18 protein-coding genes and 1 tRNA gene are annotated in these 15814 nt (G+C 65.6%); 8 read left to right on the top strand and 11 right to left on the bottom strand.

Features of this window, described 5'->3' with window-relative positions; translation table 11 throughout:
• Positions 1–29 precede the first annotated feature (29 nt).
• Positions 30–605 carry an NnrU family protein gene (locus tag ACR652_RS09590; protein ID WP_434506283.1) on the top strand — a complete coding sequence of 192 codons (576 nt, stop codon included), beginning with the start codon at positions 30–32 and terminating at the stop codon, positions 603–605.
• On the opposite strand, the gene chrA is transcribed toward ACR652_RS09590, so the two are convergent.
• The gene (gene chrA / locus ACR652_RS09585) at positions 606–1907 is read right to left on the bottom strand and encodes a chromate efflux transporter (RefSeq protein WP_434506282.1); all 1302 of its coding nucleotides are present in this window, start codon (positions 1905–1907) and stop codon (positions 606–608) included.
• Positions 1897–3240 (bottom strand): glutamate--tRNA ligase, encoded by a 1344-nt coding sequence (gltX, locus tag ACR652_RS09580; RefSeq protein WP_434506281.1) that lies wholly within the window; start codon positions 3238–3240, stop codon positions 1897–1899. The genes chrA and gltX overlap by 11 nt, the downstream gene beginning before the upstream one ends.
• Here gltX and ACR652_RS09575 point away from each other — a divergent pair.
• On the top strand, positions 3239–3436 hold the full coding sequence (locus ACR652_RS09575) for a hypothetical protein (protein ID WP_434506280.1): 198 nt from the start codon (positions 3239–3241) through the stop codon (positions 3434–3436). The two genes, gltX and ACR652_RS09575, sit on opposite strands and share 2 nt — an antisense overlap.
• Positions 3437–3442: 6 nt before the next feature.
• Entirely contained in the window at positions 3443–4585 is a 1143-nt protein-coding gene (locus ACR652_RS09570; protein ID WP_434506279.1) for a ceramide glucosyltransferase, read from the top strand.
• A gap of 39 nt (positions 4586–4624) precedes the next feature.
• Here ACR652_RS09570 and ACR652_RS09565 read toward each other — a convergent pair whose 3' ends face one another.
• The 5 genes from ACR652_RS09565 to ACR652_RS09545 form a co-directional block, all read right to left on the bottom strand.
• Positions 4625–5065 (bottom strand): DUF1810 domain-containing protein, encoded by a 441-nt coding sequence (locus ACR652_RS09565; RefSeq protein WP_434506278.1) that lies wholly within the window; start codon positions 5063–5065, stop codon positions 4625–4627.
• A gap of 96 nt (positions 5066–5161) precedes the next feature.
• Positions 5162–6541 (bottom strand): class II 3-deoxy-7-phosphoheptulonate synthase, encoded by a 1380-nt coding sequence (locus ACR652_RS09560; RefSeq protein ID WP_434506277.1) that lies wholly within the window; start codon positions 6539–6541, stop codon positions 5162–5164.
• A 171-nt stretch (positions 6542–6712) separates the two neighbouring features.
• The gene (gor, locus tag ACR652_RS09555) at positions 6713–8089 is read right to left on the bottom strand and encodes a glutathione-disulfide reductase (RefSeq protein WP_434506276.1); all 1377 of its coding nucleotides are present in this window, start codon (positions 8087–8089) and stop codon (positions 6713–6715) included.
• On the bottom strand, positions 8086–8784 hold the full coding sequence (gene rpiA / locus ACR652_RS09550) for a ribose-5-phosphate isomerase RpiA (protein ID WP_434506303.1): 699 nt from the start codon (positions 8782–8784) through the stop codon (positions 8086–8088). Before rpiA ends, gor begins: the two co-directional genes overlap by 4 nt.
• A 40-nt stretch (positions 8785–8824) precedes the next feature.
• On the bottom strand, positions 8825–9217 hold the full coding sequence (locus ACR652_RS09545; RefSeq protein ID WP_434506275.1) for a hypothetical protein: 393 nt from the start codon (positions 9215–9217) through the stop codon (positions 8825–8827).
• A gap of 117 nt (positions 9218–9334) precedes the next feature.
• On the opposite strand from ACR652_RS09545, the gene ACR652_RS09540 reads away from it, so the two are divergent.
• Together ACR652_RS09540 and ACR652_RS09535 are read left to right on the top strand one after the other, a co-directional pair.
• Positions 9335–10030, top strand: a complete 696-nt coding sequence (locus ACR652_RS09540; RefSeq protein WP_434506274.1) for an HAD family hydrolase — start codon at positions 9335–9337, stop codon at positions 10028–10030.
• A 49-nt stretch (positions 10031–10079) separates the two neighbouring features.
• A tRNA-Val gene (locus ACR652_RS09535) sits at positions 10080–10154 on the top strand.
• Positions 10155–11820: 1666 nt separating this feature from the next.
• Here ACR652_RS09535 and ACR652_RS09530 read toward each other — a convergent pair.
• Positions 11821–12003: a hypothetical protein gene (locus ACR652_RS09530; RefSeq protein WP_434506273.1), complete on the bottom strand. Its 183-nt coding sequence runs from the start codon at positions 12001–12003 to the stop codon at positions 11821–11823.
• Positions 12004–12240: 237 nt separating this feature from the next.
• Between ACR652_RS09530 and ACR652_RS09525 the strand changes: the two genes are divergently transcribed.
• Together ACR652_RS09525 and ACR652_RS09520 are read left to right on the top strand one after the other, a co-directional pair.
• On the top strand, positions 12241–12768 hold the full coding sequence (locus ACR652_RS09525; protein ID WP_434506272.1) for a cupin domain-containing protein: 528 nt from the start codon (positions 12241–12243) through the stop codon (positions 12766–12768).
• Between the two features lie 209 nt (positions 12769–12977).
• Positions 12978–13991 (top strand): Kelch repeat-containing protein, encoded by a 1014-nt coding sequence (locus tag ACR652_RS09520; RefSeq protein ID WP_434506271.1) that lies wholly within the window; start codon positions 12978–12980, stop codon positions 13989–13991.
• A 107-nt stretch (positions 13992–14098) separates the two neighbouring features.
• On the opposite strand, the gene ACR652_RS09515 is transcribed toward ACR652_RS09520, so the two are convergent.
• Positions 14099–14536 carry an ATP-binding protein gene (locus ACR652_RS09515; protein WP_434506270.1) on the bottom strand — a complete coding sequence of 146 codons (438 nt, stop codon included), beginning with the start codon at positions 14534–14536 and terminating at the stop codon, positions 14099–14101.
• Positions 14537–14538: 2 nt separating this feature from the next.
• Positions 14539–14877 (bottom strand): STAS domain-containing protein, encoded by a 339-nt coding sequence (locus ACR652_RS09510; RefSeq protein WP_434506269.1) that lies wholly within the window; start codon positions 14875–14877, stop codon positions 14539–14541.
• Positions 14878–15195: 318 nt separating this feature from the next.
• Here ACR652_RS09510 and ACR652_RS09505 point away from each other — a divergent pair, with 318 nt between their 5' ends.
• Entirely contained in the window at positions 15196–15333 is a 138-nt protein-coding gene (locus ACR652_RS09505; protein ID WP_434506268.1) for a hypothetical protein, read from the top strand.
• A gap of 9 nt (positions 15334–15342) precedes the next feature.
• Here ACR652_RS09505 and ACR652_RS09500 read toward each other — a convergent pair whose 3' ends face one another.
• Positions 15343–15639: a hypothetical protein gene (locus ACR652_RS09500; protein WP_434506267.1), complete on the bottom strand. Its 297-nt coding sequence runs from the start codon at positions 15637–15639 to the stop codon at positions 15343–15345.
• Positions 15640–15814: the final 175 nt, after the last annotated feature.

The following is a 15814-nucleotide window of genomic DNA, read 5'->3' as shown; positions in this document are numbered from 1 at the left end:
GCGATTCTCGCGGCAGGGGTCAGACCGGCATGCTCATTCTCATTCTCGGACTTGTGCTTTTCCTTGGCGTCCATGTCTTTTCGACGCTGCGCGGCCCGCGCGCGGCGCTGATGGAGCAATATGGGGCGCGAAGCTACAAGCTCGCCTATTCGACCGTCGCCGTCCTCGGGCTCCTGCTGATCATCTGGGGCTTTTCCCGCTATCGCGCCGAGGGCCTGATCGCGGTCTGGGACCCGCCGCACTGGACCCGCCATCTCGCCATGCTTCTGGTCTGGTTCGCCTTTGTCGCCATCGCCAGCCGGCGCGCGCCGCCGTCGCGCATCCGGGGCTGGCTGCGCCATCCCACGCTCGTGGCGTTGAAGAGCTGGGCGACGGGGCATCTTCTGGTGAATGGCGATCTCGGCGGCATGCTGCTGTTCGGCTCGATTCTGGGCTTCGCTGTCTATGACCGCATCGCCGTCAAGCGTCGCGGCGACCTCGGCGCGCCGCGTCTCGACGCCTTCACGAAGGGCGACGCCATCGCGCTCGGCGCCGGGACGGCGGTCTATGCGCTGATCCTCGTGCTGCATCCCTATCTGTTCGGCGTGCCCGTCCTCGGCGGCTGATCAGATCAGCCGCAACAGCAGGCCGCCGGCCACGCTCGCGACGAGCGCGGTCCCGACTCCGAACCGCAGGAGCGCGCCCGCCAGAATGGACAGCGTGAGCGCCCTGGCGTCGAGCGTCCAGAGATCGGGCAGTTCGGCGCGCAGGAACGCGGGCGTCCAATGCGCCGCAAACAGGAAATGCGTCGCAAACCAGACCGCCAGATTGGCGATCACGCCAACCACGGCGGCGGCGATGGCGAACAGGGCGCCGGCGAGCGCCCTGTTCTCCCGCAGCGTCTCGACGAAGGGCGCGCCCGCGAAAATCCACAGGAAACAGGGCGCGAAGGTCACATAGGTCGCCAGCAGGCCGCCCAGCGCGCCCGCGACCAGCGGCGGAAGCGCGCCCGCCTCGCGCCAGGCGGCCATGAAGCCCACGAATTGCAGCACCATGATCAGCGGGCCGGGCGTCGTCTCGGCCATGCCGAGGCCATCGAGCATTTCGCCCGGCGCGAGCCAGTGGAAGCGTTCGACCGCCTGCTGCGCGACATAGGTCAGCGCCGCATAGGCGCCGCCGAAGGTCACGACCGCCATTTTCGAGAAGAACACCGCGATTTGCGCGTAAACATCCTCCGGTCCACGGGCGAGAACCAGCGCCGCGACCGGAAGCAGCCAGAGCGCGAGCAGCGTCCCGGCGGCGATCAGGGCGCGCCGCCCGTCGGGCGCCGCGTGAGCGTGATCCAGGCCGTCGTCGTCCGCCGCATGGCCATGCGCGGGAAGGGCCAGGCCGAGCCGCGCGCCGGCGAGCCCCAGGAGCCCCGCGCCGATCACGACGAGCGGAAAGGGCGCGTCGAATAGAAACAGCGCGCCGAAGGCCACGCCGGCGAGCAGTCTTTGCGCGGGCGTCTTCAGGGCGCGCTTGCCGAGGCGCCAGATGGCCGAAAACACCAGCGCCAGCACGCCCGCCTTGAGCCCGAAGAAGGCGCCGTTCATCGCGGGCGTCGCGCCAAAACTCGCATAAGCGAGGCTGAGCGCCATGACGCTCGCGACGCCCGGCAGGATGAAGAGGCCGCCGGCGATGAGCCCGCCGGCCACGCCATGCATGAGCCAGCCGACATAGGTCGCGAGCTGCTGCGCCTCGGGGCCGGGGAGAAGCATGCAGAAATTCAGCGCGTGCAGGAAGCGCCGCTCGGGAATCCACTTCTTCTCGTCGACCAGCACCCGATGCATCAGCGCGATCTGGCCGGCGGGCCCGCCGAAGCTCAAAAGCGCGATGCGCCCAAAGACGCGCGTCAGCTCGCCAAGGGAGACGGGGTTAGCCGACAAGCCGCGCCATCGCTTTCGGGCGTCCGATCAACGGCAGCAGCGCGGCGAGTTCCGGCCCGCTGTCGGCGCCGGTGAGGGCGAGGCGCAGCGGGTGGAACAGCGCCTTGCCCTTGCGGCCCGTCGCCGTCTTCAGATCGCCTGTCCAGGCCGACCATGTGGCCTCGTCCCAGGGCTCCGCGGGCAGCAGCCGGGCGGCCTGCGCAAGAAAGTCCGGGTCCTCGCGATTGGCGTCAATCTCCCCGTCGACCACGCGCCACCAAGTCAGAATATCGTCGAAACGCGCGAGATTGCCGCGCGCCGCCCGCCACAGCGGCTCGGCCTTGTGGCCGACCACGTCGAGCGCCGCGAGACGCTCGCGCACATCCTCGTAGCTGAACAGCGCCAGCGTCCGATGGGTGAGCGTTTCGAGATCGTCGGGATCGAAACGCGCCGGATTGCGCGAAATGTGCGAGAGGTCGAACTGCGCGCCGAGTTCGGCGAGCGAGCGCACCGCATGAACATTGTCGGAGGAGCCGGTGAGCGTCGCCAGCGCCGCGACCGCCATCGCCTCATAGCCCTCTTCGCGCAGCGAGGCGATCGAGAGCGAACCGGTGCGCTTCGACAGGCCCTCGCCGCCGGCGCCGATCAGCAGATTGTGGTGCGCGAAAACGGGCGGCGCGGCCTGCGGCGCCAGCGCCGCGAAGAGCTGCAACTGCACGGCGGTGTTGGTCACGTGATCCTCGCCGCGGATGACATGGGTGATCCTCATGTCGATATCGTCGGCGACCGAGGGCAGGGTGTAGAGGAAGCTGCCGTCCTCCCGGATCAGAACCGGATCGGAGAGCGCCGCGCAATCGATATGCACAGGTCCGCGAATGAGATCCGCCCATTCGACGACGCCGGGCTCCAGCCGGAAGCGCCAGTGCGGGCGCCGGCCCTCGGCCTCCAGCCGCGCGCGGTCGTCGTCGGTCAGGCGCAGCGCCGCGCGGTCATAGACCGGGGGCAGGCCGCGCGCCTGCTGCATCTTGCGTCGCTTCTCCAGCTCCTCGGGCGTCTCATAGCAGGGATAGAGGCGCCCCTCCGCGCGCAGCTTCGCCGCCGCCGCCTCATAGAGCGCGACGCGCTCGGATTGCCGGAAAACGGCGTCGGGCGTGACGCCGAGCCAGGCCAGGTCCACCTCGATCGCGGCCGCGTTTTCCTCGCTGGACCGGGCGAAATCCGTGTCATCGAACCGAAGTATGAATCGTCCATGGTGCGCGGACGCAAAGAGGTAGTTGATGAGCGCCACCCGCGCATTGCCGATATGGATGCGGCCTGTGGGCGATGGCGCGAAACGAACGATCGGAGAGGTCATGAGCAAGCTTCGTCAGGAGTTTTGCCAGAATGCGCGCCGGGAGAAGAGTCTCGCGCCGCAACCCTTTTGCCAAGTGCCGGCGTCCCTGTCAGTCGGAATATTGAACCTGCCGCGCCCCGGCGTCGCGCGCCGCCACGGGCGCCAGACCGTCGCGACCCTGCGGCTTCGCCGCGATTCCACAACCTTCGGCGTCTGAGTCTCCATGATCCTTGCTTACATCTGCGCCGCCTGGTGCGCCTTCATCCTCGCCATGAATTTCGCCAGCATGTGGCTGATGGGCCGCAAATGCCGCGCCCGGCCGCGCAACATGCCGGCGCCGGCCGACGCGCCGCCGGTCAGCATCGTGCGTCCGCTGCGCGGTCTCGAAGCCTTCTCGGAGGAGACGCTCGGCGCCACCTTCGAGCTGGATTACCCGCATTACGAGATCATCTTTTGCGTGCAATCGCCGAGCGACCCCATCATTCCGCTCGTCGAGCGGCTGATCGCGGCCCATCCGCAGCGCGAGGCGCGGCTTCTCGTCGGCGACGATTATGTGAGCGCCAATCCCAAGCTCAATAATTGCGTCAAGGGTTGGGACGCGGCGCGCCATGAGTATGTGATTCTCGCGGATTCGAACGCCCTGCCGCCGCGCGATTACATTCAGACCATGCTCGCGGCCTTCGAGCCCGATACGGCGATGACCGTCTCCATGCCCATCGGCTCACGGCCCGACGGCTTCTGGGCGATGGTCGAATGCGCCATCCTCAACACTTTCCAGGCGCGCTGGCAATATGGCGCCGAGGCCATCGGCATCGGCTTCGCGCAGGGCAAGAACATGATGTGGCGGCGCGAGGTTCTCGACCGCGCCGGCGGCATTCGCGCGCTGGGCTGCGAGATCGCCGAAGACGCCGCCTCGACCAAGATCATCCGCGCGCAGAACATGAATGTGAAGCTCGTCGACATGCCCTTCGAGCAGCCGCTCGGCCAGCGTTCGGCGCATGAGGTCTATTCGCGCCACGTGCGCTGGGCGCGCCTGCGGCGCGTGACCTTCCCGGCCCATTACGCGCCCGAATTCATGAACGGCAGCTTCGTGGCGGTGGTGCTCGGCGCCTATGCGGCGCGGCAATTCGGCGGCGACGCCACCATCGTCGCGCTCACCGCCGCGGCCGTCGCCGGCGCGATGCACGGCGGCGAATTGTGGCTTGCCCGCGTCTGCGGTTTCCCGCTCGACTGGCGCAAGCCCTTCGCGCTTCTCATGCGCGATCTGCTGCTGCCGGTGATGTTCGTCGACGCGCTGCTCTTCGACGACTTCGTCTGGCATGGCAACGCCATGACCGTGCGCGAGGTGGAGGATACGGCAGGCTGACGAGCGCTCGGCTTGCGAGGCGGCGCCTGCGCCGCCTTCTCAGCCCGAGGGGCTCTGAGCCTTTCGGGCGAGCAGCGCCAGCGTCTTGTCGTCCGGGCCCGTAAAGAAGCGCCGCAGCGCCGTCTCGAAGAGGTCGTCGCCCGGCGCCGCAGCTGCGAACAGGGTCATCGACGAGCGAAATTTCAGGGCGTCGAGGCCGCCGAGAATGTCTTCGGCGCTTCCCGTATGCGCCAGCATGGCCTCGACGCAGGCGCGCAATCGCGGGCCGAGAATGGGGTGGGCGAGCCAGGCGCGGGCCTCGTCCGCGCCCGACAAGCCATAGAATTCACTCGCGCGGCTGAAGCCCAGCCCCTTCATCTGCGGGAAGACATACCAGATCCAGTGGCTCGCCTTGCGCCCGGCGCGAATCTCTGCGAGCGCGCGGTCGTAATCGCCGCTCTGCGCGTCGAGAAAGCGTTGCAGCTTGAATGGATCGCTCATTCCCGCCCTCGCCCGTCGGCGACGCGCCGGTCATTGCGAGCGGAGCGCCATGCTCCTCGCAATGACCGCGTTTTGGCGGAGGCGCGAGCGCGCGCCTTATTCCGCCGCGTGCTGCTCCGGAACGCCGCGCGCGACGCGCTCGGCCTTCAGCAATTCCGCCACCAGGAACGCCACCTCGATGGCCTGCTCGGCGTTGAGGCGCGGGTCGCAATAGGTGTGGTAACGGTCGCGCAGATTGTCTTCCGAGATCGCGCGGGCGCCGCCGGTGCATTCGGTGACGTCCTTGCCGGTCATCTCCAGATGGATGCCGCCGGCATAGGAGCCTTCCGCCTGATGCACGCCGAAGAAGCCGCGAATCTCCGACATGATGCGATCGAAGGGACGCGTCTTGTAGCCGGCCGCGCTGATCGTGTTGCCATGCATCGGATCGCAGGACCAGACGACGTTGCGGCCTTCGCGCCGCACCGCGCGCACCAGCGCCGGCAGCGAGTCGCCGATCTTGTCGGCGCCGAAGCGGCAGATCAGGGTCAGCCGGCCCGGCTCGTTTTCCGGATCGAGCGCGTCGATCAGGCGCATGAGCCCGTCGGGCGTGAGGCTCGGGCCGCATTTCAGGCCGATCGGATTCTTGAGGCCGCGCATGTATTCCACATGCGCGCCGGTCTCCTGACGCGTGCGGTCGCCGATCCACAGCATATGGCCGGAGGTCGCGTAATAATCGCCGGTGGTCGAGTCGACGCGGGTCAGCGCCTGCTCGTAGCAGAGCAGCAGCGCCTCATGCGACGTATAGAACTCCGTCTGGCGAAGCTCGGGATGATGCTCGGGATCGAGCCCGATCGCCCGCATGAAGCTCAAGGTCTGGGTGATCTGGTCGGCGAGCTTCTGGTAGCGCTCCGACTGCGGGCTGCTCTTGACGAAGCCGAGCATCCAGCGATGGGCGTTTTCCAGATTGGCGAAGCCGCCCGCCGCGAAGGCGCGGATCAGATTGAGCGTCGCCGCCGACTGGCGATAGGCCAGCAACTGGCGCTGCGGGTCGGGCTCGCGCGCGGCCAGCGTGAAGTCGATGTCGTTGATGATGTCGCCGCGGTAGCTCGGCAGCTCCTGATCGCCCTTCTTCTCGACGGGCGAGGAGCGCGGCTTGGCGAACTGGCCGGCGATGCGGCCGACCTTGACCACGGGCGAGCCCGCCGCATAGGTCAGAACCACCGCCATTTGCAGGAAAACGCGGAAGAAATCGCGGATATTGTCGGCGGAGTGCTCGTTGAAGCTTTCGGCGCAGTCGCCGCCCTGAAGCAGGAAAGCCTTGCCGGCCGCCACATCGGCGAGCTGGCGCTTCAGGTTGCGGGCTTCGCCGGCGAAGACCAGCGGCGGAAATCCGGCGAGCTGGGTCTCCACATCGGCCAGCGCCTTCTGGTCGCGATAGACCGGCGTCTGCTCGATCGGCAAGGTTCTCCAACTGCCCGGCGTCCAGCGTTCCACTTTCCCACTCCGCAATAGTCAGCCCCAGGGGGCGGCTCGGCGCCGGCTTTGGCGCGAGAGGGCTTATAGAGGAAAAATGGACCCGGCGCGACCCCTTCGGCTGGCTGCCGTGTCTCACCCCGCGGGCGCCAGCGGATCGGCAGGGCAGGGGCGGGGGGGGGCTTTGGCGCCTCAGCCCTCGCGTCGATGCCGGCGGGCGGGGCTGCGCATGGTGACGAGCTCCTCGGCCGCCGTCGGATGCACGGCCATTGTGGCGTCGAAATCCTGCTTGGTCGCGCCCATGCGCATCGGAATGGCGACAAGCTGGGCCATTTCGCCCGCCTCCGGCCCGAAAATATGGGCGCCGAGGACGCGCTGGCTGTCGCCGTCGACGACAAGCTTCATATAGACTCGCTCGGTCCGGCCCGAGAGCGTGGCGCGCATGGGGCGGAAGCTCGTTTCGTAAATGTCTATGGCAGGGAAGGTTTTCTGCGCCTCCGCCTCCGTCAGCCCGATCGTGCCGATCTCCGGCGTGGTGAACACGGCGCTCGCCACGCAATCATAGGCGACCGTCGTCGGCTGGCCGCCGAAAACCGCGTCGGCGAAGGCGTGGCCCTCGCGGATGGCGACCGGCGTGAGATTGATGCGGTCGGTGACGTCGCCCACCGCATAGATCGATGGGACATTGGTGCGCGACTGGGCGTCCACAATGATCGCGCCATTCTCGCGGGTGGCGACGCCGGCGCGCTCCAGCCCGAGGTTCTGGGTGAGCGGCCGGCGGCCGGTGGCGATCAGCACGGCGTCGACCGTGCGCGTTTCGCCGTCGCTCATGGCCGCCGTGTAGCCGCCCGCGCTTTTGTCGATGCGCGTCGGCAGGGCGCCCGCATGGTGGACGACGCCCGCATGGGCGAGAGCCTCGGCGACGCGGCTGCGCAGGTCGTCATCGAAGCCGCGCAGCGGCAGATCGGCGCGATAGGCAAGCGCGACCTGCGACCCCAACCGCGCGAAAATGCTGGCGAATTCGACCGCGATATAGCCCGCGCCGACCACCAGCAGGCGCTGCGGGAAGCTCGGAAGATCGAAAATCTCGTTGGAGGACAGCCCCCATTCGAGGCCCGGAACATGCGGGGCGAGCACGGGCGCGCCGCCCGTGGCGATGAGGATGTAGCGCGCGCCGACCGTGCGGCCGTCCGCAAAATGCACGGCGTTTGGCCCGGCGATGGTGGCGCGGGCGCGGATGATCTCCACCTTTGAATTGCCGAGCGTCTGCTCATAGAGGCCGGAGAGGCGGGTGATCTCCTTTTCCTTGGCCGCGACGAGGGTCGGCCAGTCGAAGCGCGTCTCGCCGACATGCCAGCCGAAGCCGCGCGCGTCCTCGAAATCATCCCTGAAGCGGCTCGCCAGCACATAGAGCTTCTTGGGCACGCAGCCACGAATGACGCAGGTGCCGCCGACGCGGAATTCCTCGGCGATGGCGACTCTCGCGCCGTGGCTCGCCGCGATCCGCGCGGCGCGGACCCCGCCCGAGCCGGCTCCGATGACAACGAGGTCGTACTGGTCGTCGCTCATGCCGCGCCGCCCGTCGCGTCGCCGAGAACCCGGACCCCACTGGCGCCGGCGACGAAGATCGCCGTCGCGAGGCCGATGAAAAGGCCATGGTCCACGACGCCGGGAATGGCCGCGAGCCGCTCGGACAGGGCCTCGGGCGCGTCGATGGCGCCGAAGGCGCAATCCAGGATGTAATGGCCGCCGTCCGTGACATAGGGCGCGTCCGGGGCGCTCATCCTTTGCGTGATCGCTCCGATCAGCCCGAGGCCGCGCGCCACGCGTTCGATGTGCAGCCGTGTCGAACGCGCGCCGAAGCGGTCGATTTCGACCGGGAGGGGGAAGCCGCCGAGGGTTTGCACCTCCTTCGTCGCATCCGTGATGACGAACATGCGCCCGGACGCGGCCGCGACGATCTTCTCGCGCAGCAGCGCGCCGCCGCCGCCCTTGATCAGGCGCAGGGAGGAGTCGAACTCATCGGCGCCGTCGATGGTCAGGTCCAGCTCCGGCGTCTCGTCGAGGGTCGTGAGCTTGACGCCGAGCCCCTCCGCCTGCAGGCGCGTGCGCTCCGAGGTGGGCACGCCGACGACCTCCAGCCCCTCGCGCACCCGCGCGCCCAGAAGATCGACGAAATGCGCGGCCGTCGAACCGGTGCCGAGGCCGAGCCGCATGCCATGGGCGACGTGGTCGAGCGCGGCCTGGGCGGCGGCGCGCTTCATGGCGTCGGCGGAAAGGGTGGGGGTCACGACAGGCGGCGTCCTATTTTGCGGGCGGGGTGCAGACCACGGAACTTTCGTTGAGCACGAAACAGATGGACATCATGCCCGACCGCAGATCAACGCGAAAGACGCCGCCTTCGCCGGTATGGCGCGAGGCGATCAGCGCATATTCGCTGAAGGCGCCGGCCTTGGCGCCCTCGCCCGGCGGATAGCACAAGGTGACGCCGATCTGCGTGCCCTCCTTGAGCCCGTATTGGCAGGCGCCGACTTCGCCGGTCGCCTTGTCGAGGCGGAAAACCCGGTTGAGATCGGTTTGGGGCGCGGCCAGAAACTCGTAATTCCCGGCGGCCTGCGCCTGGGCGAGGCCGCCCGCCAGGAAAGGGACCGCAAGCGCGAGCGCTCGCCGCGAATTGACATAATGCGAAAGACGCATCTCTCCCTCCCGTCCCGAATCGGTTCACGCAGTCTACACAAGCAGGGAGCGCAAGCTGCGCGAAATTTGCCAGCCGGCGCTTGATCCCCGTGGGCTGGGCCATTAGCCACATGGGCCATGACCCAGCGCGCGCCCATCCTTGTTTTCGACCTCGACGGCACTCTGGCGGACACCGCCGGGGACCTCATCGCCACCCTGAACGTGCTCCTCGACCGGGAGGGGTTGCCGATCGTGGCGCCCTCAGCGGCGCGCGGTCTCGTGGGCGCGGGGGCGCGGGCGCTGATCGAGCGGGGCTTCGCCCTGAACGGCGTCGCGCTGACGCCGGAGCGGACGGACCCGCTGGTCCGGGACTTTCTGGCCCATTATGAAGCGCATATCGCCGATGAAAGCGCGCTGTTCCCGGGGGTGCGCGCGGCGCTGGACCGTTTTGCGGAGGCGGGCTTCCGGCTGGCGGTCTGCACCAACAAGCCGGAGCGGCTGGCGCGACTGCTGCTCGAAAAGCTGGAGGCCGTCGACCGTTTCGCGGCGATCTGCGGGCGCGGCACGTTTCCGATGCACAAGCCCGACCCGCGAACGCTCCTGCTGACGATCGAGGCGGCCGGCGGCGACCCCGGCCGTGCGCTGATGGTGGGGGACTCCAGAACGGACATCGACACAGCCAAAGCTGCCGGCGCGCCGGTGGTGGCGGTCGATTTCGGCTATACGGACACGCCCGTGGCCGACCTTTCGCCCGACCGCGTGATCTCGCATTACGACGAACTCTGGGAGGCGGCGACGTCGCTTCTGGGCGTTTCGTCCTTCGTCCGCACTTGACGGGAGCCCTCGGCGTCTCTTACAGGGAAGCTGTTCGCGACGACGCGACGGGCGGCTAGCTCAGCGGGAGAGCACTCCCTTCACACGGGAGGGGTCACAGGTTCAATCCCTGTGCCGCCCACCATTCAAATCAAAGACTTGACAAAAACCCGCGCTCGTCTCGCCTGCGGCGTGGTCACGCGACTGGCGCCCGTGACGCGTCCTGGCACTTTCGGATCGCGCCCACGCATCTGCTCCACCTGAGCCCCGGCGAGGGGCGGGGTAAGGCTGCGACAGCAATGGCCCGACCCAGAATCCGACCTCACCTGCCCCGGTTGATTTCACGTGCTAACATCACATCCGCCATTTGTGAGAATGACGAAAAAACGGGGGTAAATATCATGAGGAAACTGTCCATTGTGGTTTGCGCCTCAATTCTCGCGGCCTCCTTGTCTTCCGTGGCGACGCCCGCTTTGGCCTTGGGCGGTTGCGGTCCGAATGGGCATCGGAATGGCAGGGGCAATTGTGGATTCGGTGGTCAAAACCAGGATTGGTGCATGAAGCAGACGGGCCATCGAGCCACTCGCTTGCCAGACGGCACATTCCGTTGCCTGAGGTAAATCAACGGCTGTTCCACCACGCCAGACAGGGCAAACAGGCGATCCCCGAGTGATTGCGCACCGGGAGATTGCTGGTGTCCGGCCTCATTAAGCCTCTTTTCACGAACGGGCGATCATCCTCGAAGCGGGCTGGGTTCTTTGGGAGTTTAATCGCCATGATCGCAGCGAACGCCAGGAACTCGGGATTTGCCTTGATACGTTCCTTCACGAGCCGTGCAGCCAGGAGGCTGGCCGGCCTGCCGGAGGCGCTCGCGCAAGCAATAGAGAGGCTTGCGCTTCGACCCTGATGACGAGAAAACGCCCCGAACCTTCTGGCGTCGGGGCGTATTCCATTCAGTGGGCCTTCGGCTTCTTTGCGTGCGGGGCCTGGTGCGCCTTCGGCGCCGGAGCGGGTGGCGCGGCAGATGTTTCCGCCGCCTTTTCCGGGGCGGGGCCAGGCGCCGGCGCCGCGGCGGGAGCGGGCTCCGGAGCCGCCGGCGGCGTTGTGGTCGCTTCTGCGGCCGGGGTTGCGTCAGGCGCCGTGGAGGTCGCGGCGGGCGCTTGAGCGGATATTGGGGCGTCGCCCGCAGTCTCGGGCGCGCCGGGTTTCCGCAGCCACCCGGCGTAGACAGCATAAGCGATGGCGCAGAGCGCGACGGCCGCGATTAAAAGGCGTTTCATCGGTAATCCTTTCGACGATCGGAACGCAAGGACGGGTGTGCTGCGATTCCCTTCGCTTGGCAATCTTTGTTCGCGAGTTCTGGCAGGCGCTCGGGAAAGATGCACCGAAAACTTCGTCGCCCTTCGTGTTCGTTCGCGCGGCGGTTTTTACCCGCTATGCCGCCGAAAGCGCCCCGCCGATCCATCCACGGTCGGGGCGTTTCGTCTCCGCTTTTCCTACCGGTAGCGATAATAGTCGCCGTCGCTGTCCTCGTACCGGTCATCGCTGCACTGGCATGACGGCCGACGAGGCGGGCGGTTGTACCCATAGCCATAGGACGAGCCCGGGTCATAATAGCCGCCGGATGTCGCTGCGTAGCTGTCCTGCCAGCCAGGCTGAGACCCGGCGCAAGCCGTGAGCGTTGCGCATGCAAGGACGAGTGAAAATCCTCGATCAAGCTTAGACACAGCCAACTCCTACTCAAACGCGCCCCTCACGGACGCGGAGCATGCGATGGCTGACATGAAGGGAACATTAATGCAAAAGACGTCCTAAGGCGCCTTTGGCGATTGCTCGTAGATCCGCCCCAGAATGCGCTCGATCAGCTCAAGGCGACTCTCGGCGCCAGGATCGCCGCCTTCACGTTTGATATGCGTCCTCAGCGTTTCCGCTTTCGCCTCCAGGTCGCGCAATGCTTCCTGTTGCAGCGAAGCGACAACCTCGTAATCCCTCATGCTCCAGGCCCTTCTTCTGCGAGCGACTTATGTAGGGCGGAACTCGCCGGGAAGCGCGGTCTGTCAGTCGCATAGACATGCAGCCCCTGCAGCGTTTGGGAGCAAGCAAAATCAGCCTTTCATTGCGCAGCCGAGACCCCCGCGCTTGCGTCCGGCGTCAGGCCAGCTTCCGTCTCGGCATCGAACAACCCGAATGAAGTCCTAGGTACTAAGCCACTCAACCTCCAGGAGGGGCTCATGACTCGCAAAGCTGCGGCTTCCATTGCTGGCGTCGCCATCGTCGCCGCTCTCGCCGTTGGTTCCGTCGCCAGGTCGGAGACGGACTCCGCAAAAGGGGTGATCACCTCGACGCAGGATATCAAATGGGCGGCGGCTCCCGCCTCGCTGCCATGTTGCGCCGAGGCGGCGCTCCTGTATGGCGACCCGGCGAAGGAGGGCTTGTTCGCCCTGCGCGTGCGAATCCCGAAGGATTATTACATTCCTCCGCACACCCACCCAAACGCTGAAGTCGTCACCGTGCTGACCGGCAAATTCAGCCTGGGGATGGGGCCGAAAGCAGACCGCGCCTCCGCCAGGCCGATTGGCGCCGGCGGCTTCATGGCGATGCCGCCGCAAACGCCGCACTACGTCTTTTCCGACGAGGAGACGGTCCTGCAAATCACCTCGGTCGGACCCTGGGGCATTGATTACGTGGACCCAAAGGACGATCCGCGTCTCAACATCGCGCCGGTCCAAAAAGGCGGATCCGCGCAGCGGCAGGAATAAGTCGCGCGCTTCGGCACGACAATTCACTCCAGCCATGATGGCGGCGTCATTCGCCTTTGTGAACGCCGCCAGAGCATTCTCGCGGACAATCGGGGTCTGTGCGCCTTTGCCGCATCTCGCGCGCGATGTTTGCATCTTGTTAAGATTAGCTTCACAGCGTTACGATGTTTTGTATTGGTTTCCCATTTGTCACTGGATGGAGCGTTCAGATGGTGCGTACGCACTCTTTCAAACAGTTCTTCGCCACTGCGCTGTCTCTTGCTGTCGCAGGCTTGCCAATCAGTTCCGTGCGCGCGGAGCAGGTGAACATTACCCTGGCGGGAGCGGACTGCGGCAATCTGGTCTTTTGGCGAAACATTCCCCAGATGCCGACGGCGAGTTTGTCCGCCGTCGGGGGAAGCATCAACGGGAAGATCTACGCAGCGGGAGGGCTTGACGCGAATGCAAACCCGCTCTCCCTGACCCAGGTCTACCAGCCGCTCAAGAACAAATGGTCGTCAGCCGCGAGCATGCCCGATGTGCGTTACGGCGGCGCGGCCGCCACTCTTGGCGACAAATTCTATGTTGCTGGCGGGTGGACAAGGAGTCCGCCTTTGCCGAACAACAATCTTTGGGCCTACGATCCGAAGACGAACGCTTGGGAGACCAGGTCCAGCATCTCCCATCTGAGCGCTTGTGGCGCGGCAGGGGTGATCAACGGCAAGCTGTATCTGACAACCCCTTGCGCGGGGTCTGGCCCTTACCAGCCCTTGCTGGATGTTTATGACCCGGTCACGGACCAATGGACGCGGCTGGCGGATTCCGCCAAAGCGCATAGCGATGCGGCTGTCGGCGTGATCGATGGCAAGCTTTATGTCGCGGGTGGCTTCGATGGCGCGGTCATTAATGTGACCGAGCGTTATGACCCCGACACGAACGCCTGGACGACGCTCGCGCCCATGCCGATTGCGGTGAATCTGGCGACCTCCATCGCGCAAAACGGCTTGCTCTATGTTTTTGGCGGATCAGGCGCTGGAGCAACGAACAAGACTGTCCAGATCTATAACCCGGACAAGAACAGTTGGAAGGTTTGCTCCTTGTCCCGTTACACCCTTCCGATCCAGACCCGTGGCGTGGCGGGTGTCGCCTATGGGTTCATATTTGCGGCGGGCGGCGGAAAAGACACAAGCTTGCAACCCGCCAGCACTGGTTTCAGCGTGCTGCCGCTGCCGTCGCTCCCCTGACCTGCGACTCCGTCAGGTCTCAACAAGCGTCAAGCCGCCTGCCTCATGGAGACAGGCGGCGTTGATTTCGGTGACGCCAACCGGGCGGCGACCGGCGCGGCGAGCGATCATGTGATGAATTCCGCGACAACCCTGTTGCGATTTTCAATTCGCTCATATCTCAGGCCGCTGGCGAAGCGCTTGATCAGACCTATGCCCAGGCCGCCTGGCTTGATCTCGCCCAGGGGCTGATCGGCCTGTTTCGCCGGCGCGTTCACAATATCGAAGAAGACGCCATTGTCTTCGATCGTCAAGACAATCCGGTCTGGCTTCGCCTCGACGCTCATGCGCACATGCAGGCGATCGGAAAGATCGCCATTATGCATCATGACGTTTGAAACGAGCTCGTCCGCGCAGAGCATCAGCGCGTAGGATTGGTCTTCGCTCAACCGCAATGCGCCGGCAATCGACTCGATCCAGGCGAGAGCGCGCGATATCTCGGACAGGGAGCCGTCGAACTCACGGCTCCATTCGCCTGTCTGAGATTGTTGCGCCGGCTCAATCAAGGCTATAGCCCGAACACGAGATCGACCTCCGCGACATCGCGGATGATCGGGATGAGCGTGTCGATATTGCTTTCCCTGAGAACTTTCTCCACATTGCGCTGAGGCGCGAGCACGACGAGCTTGCCGCCGATGTTTGACGCTGTCTTGGCGCCGAGCACCAGGGTGCGAATTCCAAGCGAGGCCAGATAATCGACTTCTGAAAGATCGACCACGATATGCCTCTTTCCAGCCGTCGCGCTCTTGAAATCCTCGTCGATCGCGAGCGCGCCAGTAACGTCCAGTCGGCCGGCCAGCAGGATTTTCAAAACGCCATGGTCAAGCTCGGCAGTTTCCAATTTCATCCCTTATCTCCATCGAAGCGCAAGCGTTAGCGGATCAAGAACAAATCGACTTAATGTGTCAGTTGGGTGACAGCGCTGGCCTCTCCTGGTCAACCCGGGGAAATCACGCGTCATCCAGGCGTCGCCAACCAGTCGCATGCTGGCGACCAGCGGCGTCCTTCCTTTCAGGATTGCCGGCGCGATCATGGCTCCGCCCCCTTTTGACGATCGCGACGGCTTTCAAAATTTCGCGGTCGCCATCTCGACGGCGCTGCTCCGCTTATCCATGTCATTGCGGTCATCGTCGCCTCGAAAAGGCCGGCGGGGGAGGAGACCATCATGGCGAAGAGTCAGCTGCGCAGCGGCCGCGAGCCGAAGAAGCCGAAGAAGGAAAGAGCGAAAGTGGCGCCATCGTCCGAATCGCGCTGGAGCGTGTTCGAAAAGCAGATGGGCCAGGACGCCAACAAGAAGAAGTAGGGCGCCGCCTCAAACCCAACGCGCATGCGTGACGCCGGTATTGACGGCGTCCGCTTCGCGTCTCCAGACATCCGAGACTTTGAAGCGAGCGATTTCCAGGCCGCTCGCATCGATGACGAGCAGGGCGTCGAAGTCGATCTTCTGCGGAGCCCTCAGGCTCAGGATCTCGACCTCGAAGAAGTGACGCACTTCCTCGATCACGGCTGACGCGCTGGCGGACGCCAATTCATATTCGCGCAGGGGCGTGACCATCTCCTTGGCGCCGTCCTCGACAATTCTCACTTCCCGAACTCGAAAGAGCGCCATCACGGTCTTCCCTTCGCTTCGCGGCGCGTCTGATCTGAACACGTCTGATGATGAGATTGTCCGGAGCGGGCGTGGGTCAAGGACAGGGGCCAAGGCAGGCCCTTGCCTGCGGCGAAGTTGGCTCTACGTCCACCTTACGCCTTTCGAACCTTGGAAAGGCGTTTGCCGTGGAGGA

The organism is Methylocystis sp., assembly GCF_051061225.1.
Taxonomy (GTDB): Bacteria; Pseudomonadota; Alphaproteobacteria; order Rhizobiales; family Beijerinckiaceae; genus Methylocystis.
This window is presented reverse-complemented; position numbering and strand designations above follow the sequence as displayed.